An 8,389-nucleotide genomic window follows, 5' to 3' on the forward strand; every position below is an offset into this window, starting at 1 on the left:
CAACTTCCACTTGCAGCCGTATTTTGTGAAAACCTTGCCTCGGGCTACGGCTCGGGCTACGGCTCGGGCTACGGCTCGGGCTACGGCTCGGGCTACGGCTCGGGCTTAAGAAGCCCGGGCACACTATCAATCCAAACTGAACGGAGAATGGTATGAGCCCGAGAACGAATCTGTCGCTGGCAGCGCTGGCTCTGCTGGCGGTCTTCAGCCTCTTCGCCGCGCCGTCGGAGGCGTGGGCGCAACACCCTCATCTTGATGTGACTCTAACAGTCAACTGGCTGGGTCAAGATCCCTCACCATATCACATCGTGGCTGAGATTCAACTCCTCGACGGCAATGGGGACCCTGTAGCCGGGTTCTTTGCCTGGCTTACACCTAACTCATCCTACACCGAATGGACTCACACTTTCATCAACATTCCTGAAGACGTTGTGGCCTATCGGATCTCATGGAACACCGGCGATCCACTTGAATGGGAATGGCAGGACGCCCCTCCGCTTGAAGGCGAGATCAAATGGAATGAAGCGGAGATTGAGAGAGTTGCTGAAGTGTTGGCATTATAGATGGGCTGCAGCGGGGGGCTGTTTTCGCATCACAGCCCCCCGTTGTATCCAAGGGTCGAAGTACACGACAAAGCGAACTTCGTGACATGATCACTAATATCAAAAGTTTACAACTCGCTGGAGTTCTACTTGCACAGATCTCGTGGATTGCAACTGAGGTTGCGCTTGCCTTTCCAGGCATCGAGACTATCCGCCTGATAGATCAACAAGGCTCCTATGAGACGCTTTGGGATCTGTTCTGCAAAGGAGATCGCGGACACTATGCTTGTGGCCAAACTTCGACTGGGGCGTGGGCTTTATCTTTAGACAGCAATCTTGAGTCTGTTTGGGCAGTAAGTTTCGAGTCTGGAACTTTCCTTACCGTAATTGAGACCGATGACGGTGATGCCCTTGTTGGTGGTGATCAGGATGGTTTTTCTGCTGCACTATTAAGCGCTGAGAATGGCGAGATCATCTGGGAGACCACTTATGCGGCGGGACGTTGCTATGCTGTTATCGAATTGAAGGCCGGGCAATTCATATTGGCAGGAGAGTCAAATGGGAATGGCTATATGATGATGATCGAGGAAGACGGAAATGAAATTTGGGAATTGGTCTCAGAGAGGCGCAATCAAGTGCGGCGACGCATTAGGGCGATCAGGGAAGTTGAAGACGGCATTGTTGCAGTTGCCGATGACAATCCCGAAGGTGCACTTATTAAGGTCAGTTTTGAAGGTGAAGTTCTTTGGGAACGTCAGATCGTAGATGACAGCACTCGCTTTTTGGAATTGCCATCGATGACTACAAGACCAGGCGGGTTTGCAATAGGAGGTTATGGCTATGCCCGCCAGGGTCGCAGTGATCGCTATGTTTGCCTAATTCAAACCAATCTGGATGGGCTTGATCAAAGTCTTAACGTCATACCTTCCGGAAGAAATATCAATGACTACTGCTATGGAATGTCGCGCTTTCGTGATGGAGGATTTATCCTTGCCGGACTAACCTGGGATATCCGAAATAATCCGGCAAGTTACTACCTTCTTATGAATCGAACTAATAGATCGGGCGAACTGAGGTGGCAGACAAGATTTCCGGATCTGGAATTTCCTCCGATGACGCAATCCATTTTCTGGTCAGTAATAGTAGATCCAGAAAATAGAGTTGTTGCTTGCGGTACCAGATTCAATCCCGAGAGTCGTCAAAATGACGCGATCATCATGCGATTAAATCCCGACCAACTTGGACCGAGAGTCATTGACTTTAGCCCGCCGGAAACTGATTTAGTCGTCTTACGTAGGGATTCTATATCGTTTGAAGTCCACGCTAACGCTCGAAACGGTCTTCTCGGAATACAATGGTTCCTTGATAATGTGGAATTGCAAGACGATTCAAGCCAGGTTGTTCGATTTGAGGATTTAGGATTGTTTCAGGTCCGCTGTCAACTCGAGGATGCAGATGGTGGACTGCTTATTATTTGGAACGTTACGGTTTCAAACCTCATCATCTTCTCCCACACACCCGACACGCTATCCCTCACCATCCAGCGCAATAGCGAAATCGATTTCGCCCTCGACTCCGTCGCATACATCGGGGACTTGGAGAATCTGCTGTATGAGTGGATGATTTACGACTCGGCGGCGGTGAGGTGGGAAGAAGTGGCAGGGGATGACCGGATCGGAATCCGGTCCTACGCGTTCAACCGGACTGGCGGCTATGCCCTGAAAGCCAGGGTCTTCGACCCGAACGTCGATCCGGTGCCGGCCGATTCCGTCCAATGGGCGATTCAGGTGCGCGGCGTCATCCGGGCTTATGAGCCGAATCTCCCCGAACTCTCCCTCGAGCCTCGTCAGGAAGCGACCTTCGAACTGATTCCCTTCAATGCCAACAACGATTCCATCGAGTTCTGGTGGTCGCTCGACGGGGAAGAAGATACTCTGTCAATAGAGTCCATATTGTCCATATCTTTTTCTGACACCGGCAGATACGTCGTGAGCGGGTATGCGCGGGAGCGAGTGAGCGAGGAGGATTGGGAGGAGGACGTGCAGAGGTGGGTGGTGAATGTGGGAATGCTGAGTGTGGATGATTTTGGGTTGGATTCCGGCTTTCGCCGGAATGATGATCCCCTCATGATCTCGATTGCGCCGAATCCGTTCAACGATCAGGCGACGGTGACGATTGAACTTGGAGGGCGGGCATTCCTGCCCGCCCTAAGGGCGGACAAGAATGTCCGCCCTCCAAGAGCGCAGGTGGGGGGTCTCATGCCCGTCCGGATCGGCCTCTACGCGATAGACGGGCGGGAAGTGCTCCGCCTCCACGACGGGCAGCTGTCCCCGGGAAGCCATACTTTCGCACTTTCGCACTTTGGCACTTTCACACTTCCCTCCGGCATCTATTTCCTCCGCCTTCAGGCCGGCACCAAATCCCTCGCTGTCAAGGCGGTCATGATGAGGTAGCCTTGGAGGGCGGGATTCATCCCGCCCCGACGGGCGACACATCGGCAACCGGTGAGAAATCTTGAAGGAGCGGAGCGATTTGGCTTGACAATGGGGTCCTAAAGTGTTATGATGTAAAGTGTCGTCTGAGTGAAGTCCTTGGATAGCGTCACGTGAACTGATAGGATTGCGGTTTGACTTTCCTTGCATGTTTCTTCCTTTCAATAGATTAGACGAGTCGGGGGGGGGGGACTCCTATGCCGCTTACTGACCGCTGCTGCCATCGCGCGAGGGCAGTCGGGTGAGCCGGTCTCTGCCCTCGTCCAGCCTCTTCGGCCAACCTGGCGTTGTCCAAGACGCAACCTCCAAGCCTGTCATGCTGGACGGAGTGAAGGATCACGCCCCTCTCTTCGCCCTCGCCTATCAAATAGATCCCAGCCCTTCACCCCGGCTTCGGGTGGCGCCTCGAGCCACCCCGTCCGCGGCCCGCCTATAGTTGGATCCGGCAGATTGCGCCTTGCGCGTCTGCCGTCGCTGAATGCAACACGCAATGCCAACGCAATCCAACTATGAGGCATCGAATGTTTCGCAAAATGACGCTCCTCAGCATCGCCACCGCGCTGGTGATGCTCGTCTCGCTCGCCGCCGCGCCACAGGCATGGGGATGGCAAACCTATGAAATCGAGTGCCGGGACTCCGAGACAGACGAGCCGATCGCAAATGTGATGATCTTCGTCTGGGTGCAGATAGGTCCTGATCCGGAAAATCCCGAACATTGGAACTTCGAATGGGAAGAAACCAATGAAGAGGGGAAGTTGGTCATCATAATGCCTGACGCCCATCCTTTGGCGACCTACTGGCGAGCGGAGTTCTGGTGGATTCCCAACGGTTACAGCATTCCAGGCACTTGGACCAATCCAATGGATGTCTACTACGCCGGCAATGGAAGGTATCTATTCGTGCCTTTGGTTCCAGAATAGGACCATTCTCTCCAAGTGCTCACTGCCAGTATTCCGGGGTCGAAGTCCCCACACGCAATGAAGATGGCGTAAGCAGTCTCCTGCGTCATTCATCTGGGGGGGGCAGAAGACATCTGTCCCCCCCAGGGAAATCATCACAGATACATAGGAAATCACATGCGAATCAACTCAACAATATATATTTTACTATTGGTGCATCAATGTGCACTCTTTGGCCAGCCCAATAACCAGTGGAGTCGTTTTCACACTTCAGGAAATCGTCCTTGCTGGTTTACCGATGTCTTCTATCAACGCGACGGTGATTTAGTACTCTGCGGCGTATTGGGCCCATCGGTAGCAGACTCGGTCGCCACGTCCCATGTATGGATCATGGTGGCAAGTGTTGAGGGCGGTGACGCCGTTTGGGAGGAGCGATATCATCCCGAGCAAAACGGCAATTGGACCTACAGTCCGACCTCTGTAATACAGAGTGATGACGGCGGATGGGTAGTTGGTGGCAGACGGAATGCGCTTGGTAACAATAGCAATCAACGAATGTTTGTGCTGAAAATCGACATCGATCACGATGTGGAATGGTATGGGCTTTATGGCGAGCCTATAGCCAGATGCCAGGCGATTATAGAGTCTAAAGGTGGGATGATAATCGCTGTAGGGAGTACCAGTTCTGGTAACGATAGAGTCGCCTATATTGTGACTATCGATAGCGAAAATGGGGATTTAATCTGGTCGAATGAGTATGACTTCTGCCCGGAATGGAATGCTTTGCGGGAAGTAGAAGGCGGTTTTGTTGTATGTGGCGGAAGTTATTTGCTGAAATTCGATATCAGGGGCGAGACGGTTTGGGTTGAAGACTATGACGCCGGATTTCAGAATATGGTCACTGTTCCTCCTGACGGCTTTGCAATCTGTGGCAATACCCAAAATCAAGTATCTATCTGGCGCATCGCTGCAGATAGAGAGTTGCTTTGGCAACAGAACCATAATTTAAATCTTGGAGGCATCGAGGTAACAAATAGCATAGCGCGCTCAGCTGATGATGGATACTATCTTGTTGGCCATGGCGCTGCATGGATCGTGAGAACATCTGCAGAAGGCAATCTTCGTTGGATGAGATTTGATGAATATGGTACACCAGCAAGGGCTCGGAATGGTGAATATTACTCAGTGGTGATAGATGGAGATGACTCCGCAATTGCTGCCGGTATGGCTCGGACTGACTCGAATCGAGTTGCAGGCATTATAGTGAAAATCACTGCAGATCATTCACCTCCACGACTACTCGAGGTTTGGCCGCGTACAAATCCCTTCACGGCACTATTCGGTAGCGAAGTCGAGTTTGGAGTGCGTGCCGTTGATCCGCAGGGCGATTCGTTGCGGTTTCAGTGGCTGTATGACAACGACATCATCTCAAATGACCCCATTGTCAATATTCGTTTTGAAGACGATGATGGCCGTGATACTGTCATTGTGAATGTTTCCGACGGTGAGTTAAGAACTTCTTATCATTGGCTCGTCCACGTCCGCGACCTGCTCATCGCCTCCCACACCCCCGACACGCTATCTATCACCGTCCAGCGTAATAGCGAGATCGACTTCGCCCTCGACTCCATCGCCTACATCGGGGATATGGAAAATCTCCGGTATGAGTGGATGATTTACGACTCGACGGCGGTGCGGTGGGAGGAAGTGGGAGGGGATGACCGGATCGGAATCCGGTCCTACGCGTTCGACCGGACGGGCGGGTATGCCTTGAAAGCCAAGGTCTTCGACCCGAACGTCGATCCGGTGCCGGCCGATTCCGTCCAGTGGGCGATTCAGGTGCGCGGCGTCATCCGCGCCTTCGAGCCTAATCTCCCCGAACTTTCCCTCGAGCCGCGGCAGGAAGCGACCTTCGAACTGATTCCCTTCAATGCCAACAACGATTCGATTCAGTTCTGGTGGACGCTGAACGGGGAAGAAGATACACTGTCCATATCGTCAATTGTGTCCATTTCATTTCAAGACACCGGCAGGTATGTCGTGAGTGGGTATGCGCGGGAGCAGGTCGGCGAGGAGGCGTGGGAGGAGGACGTGCAGGATTGGGTTGTCAATGTCCATTCTCTAAGTGCTGGACTGGATCCCCGCCTGCGCGGGGATGACGAGGGGGAAAGCGGGGATGACGAGGGGGGAAGTGGGGATGATGATCCCCTCATGATCTCGATTGCGCCGAATCCGTTCAACGATCAAGCGACGGTGACAGTTGACCTTGGAGGGCGGGCATTCCTGCCTGCCCTAAGGGCGGACAAGAATGTCCGCCCTCCAAGTGCGCAGGTAGGGGGTCTCCACCCTGTCCGGCTCAGCCTCTATGCGATAGACGGACGTGAAGTCCTCCGCCTCCACGATGGCCCGCTATCGCCCAGCACGCATCAGTTCAGATTCTCCACTTCGATCAGAATGACATCGGGAGGCGGGATGCCATCGGGAGGCGGGATGCCATCGGGAGTCTATTTTCTCCGCCTTCAGTCCGGCTCCCACTCCCGCACCGTCAAAGCGGTCTTGATGCGGTAGTCTTGCAGGACGTTTCATGGGTGTTAACGTAGGGGCCGAAGCCGCCGTAGGCGCTTCGTGCCCGATAGCAGAGAAGCGGAGCCAGTCCGAATACGCGGGCAAATTATTTTTGGGCGGGCTCGCAAAAACCCTTGACAACTTCCACTTGCAGCCATATCTTGTGAAAACCTTGCCTCGGGCTACGGCTCGGGCTACGGCTCGGGCTACGGCTCGGGCTACGGCTCGGGCTACGGCTCGGGCTTAAGCAGCCCGGGCACATTATCAATCCAAACTGAATGGAGAATGGTATGAGCCTGAGAACGAATCTGTCGCTGGCAGCGCTGGTACTGCTGGCGGTCATCACCCTCTTCGCCGCGCCGTCGGAGGCGTTGGCGCAAGCCCGGTTCATCGGTGTAATCGACTGGCAAGCCCAGGGCAACATGGCAAATGAATCTGTGACCATCGTCGTGCGTACCTATGACCAGTGGGACGTCATGGTTGACGAAGAGGAAATGGAATTCATTGCCAATCAAGGCTTTCAAAGCACATGGTGGGCCGACTTCACGCCGTCATCCTCGGCGGTGCGATGGGAAGCGGAGATCTGGCCCAAGTCGATGTTCGCCACGGACATCATTGCAGGGGAAGGAGAGATTAACTTCGAGGGGGATAATTTCCTCGTCGATCCATTCGTTTATGGACAATGAACGCGGTCAAATTAGTGGGGCGGAGTGCATCTCCGCCCCACTCGCATTTTGTTATCCGAGCTGCCGCTGTTGGGAGGGACATCAAGCCGCCATTTTCCCACTTGGGCTGGATACTAACGACCTTTGCTCTTCTGTTCCTTTTTCATCCCCCAACTCCCGCCCTTTGTCAGCCGGGCGCCTTTGATCTGCTATCTTTCGATAGAGGCAATAGCGAGACCTTCAAAGACATCTACGCCATCCCCGGCGATGGTTTCATCGCCTGCGGAAGTTCGGGCAATTACACCAGCAACCCACAATACATTCCCGGGGTAAGTTATGTCATTCGAATTGCAGCAGATGGACGTCTGATTTGGGAACGGACATATCGATTGGGGGAGTCTTCGCTTTTGGAATCAGTCATACAAACCGACGCAGGAGATTTTATTCTGGGGGGAAGGTGCGATAATGACTTTACCGCAATGCGGTTGGATGCCGAAGGCGGAGTGGTTTGGCAAAGAAGATATGGTGAAGGTCATTGCTATGCGGTGATTGAACTGAAAAGCGGGGCGTTCGTTTTAGCCGGTGTTGGTTATCGAATAGGCAATACATACGAAGGTCTTGCGGTAATGACTGATGCGGATGGCGAGCCGCTCTGGACTACCTACCTAACCGCGGGCCGTTTTGGTCACTTCTATTCTGTTCGGGAGACTGAAGGTGGGGTGTTCTTGGCCGGACATGGAACCCCTGTTAACGGGCGCGGGGTTCCATGGATTGCAAAAATTGGCTTTGATGAGGGAGAGTTGATTTGGGAGCGACGATTCGATGAAATTGATGGTGACAGATTGAGCATGTTCTTCGGTATCGCTTCCTCCCAAGATGGGGGATTTGTTGCGTGCGGCTCCATGCTTTCTGGCTGGCTTGGCTGCCTCTTGAAAGTCGACGCGGATGGCGAAATGCAGTGGTTCAGGAAGTGGAATGAGGAGCGCTATGGCGGGAGCGCCTTCGATATTACTTATGGGCTTGATGGAGGTTATTATGTTGCAGGCAGGCGAGTAGTTCAACCGGGCTGGGAACAGCCCTATGCCTATGCAGTAACGGATGAAGGCATCGGGCGGTGGCTGAGCATCTATGAGATGGAGAACATCCCCCCTTTTGGCATAGATCGAAATCAATTTCATTCGGTAGTCGCGCTCCCCAACGGTGAGATTTGGGCCGCTGGGCAGGCA

7 protein-coding genes are annotated in these 8,389 nt (G+C 53.5%); all 7 read left to right on the forward strand.

Features of this window, described 5'->3' with window-relative positions; translation table 11 throughout:
• The first annotated feature begins 152 nt into the window (after positions 1–152).
• Entirely contained in the window at positions 153–563 is a 411-nt protein-coding gene (locus tag FJY67_10150) for a hypothetical protein (protein MBM3329815.1), read from the forward strand.
• An 86-nt stretch (positions 564–649) separates the two neighbouring features.
• Positions 650–2,995 (forward strand): hypothetical protein, encoded by a 2,346-nt coding sequence (locus FJY67_10155; protein MBM3329816.1) that lies wholly within the window; start codon positions 650–652, stop codon positions 2,993–2,995.
• A gap of 560 nt (positions 2,996–3,555) precedes the next feature.
• Positions 3,556–3,954 (forward strand): hypothetical protein, encoded by a 399-nt coding sequence (locus FJY67_10160; protein ID MBM3329817.1) that lies wholly within the window; start codon positions 3,556–3,558, stop codon positions 3,952–3,954.
• A gap of 1,242 nt (positions 3,955–5,196) precedes the next feature.
• Positions 5,197–6,501, forward strand: coding sequence for a hypothetical protein (locus FJY67_10165; protein MBM3329818.1), 1,305 nt, complete (start codon positions 5,197–5,199; stop codon positions 6,499–6,501).
• A 16-nt stretch (positions 6,502–6,517) separates the two neighbouring features.
• Positions 6,518–6,745, forward strand: coding sequence for a hypothetical protein (locus FJY67_10170; GenBank protein ID MBM3329819.1), 228 nt, complete (start codon positions 6,518–6,520; stop codon positions 6,743–6,745).
• A 43-nt stretch (positions 6,746–6,788) separates the two neighbouring features.
• Entirely contained in the window at positions 6,789–7,184 is a 396-nt protein-coding gene (locus FJY67_10175) for a hypothetical protein (GenBank protein MBM3329820.1), read from the forward strand.
• A partial coding sequence (locus FJY67_10180) for a hypothetical protein (protein MBM3329821.1) occupies positions 7,181–8,389 on the forward strand: 1,209 nt, incomplete at its 3' end. The genes FJY67_10175 and FJY67_10180, both read left to right, overlap by 4 nt.

The sequence above is a fragment of the Calditrichota bacterium genome, from assembly GCA_016867835.1.
GTDB lineage: Bacteria > Electryoneota > AABM5-125-24 > Hatepunaeales > Hatepunaeaceae > VGIQ01.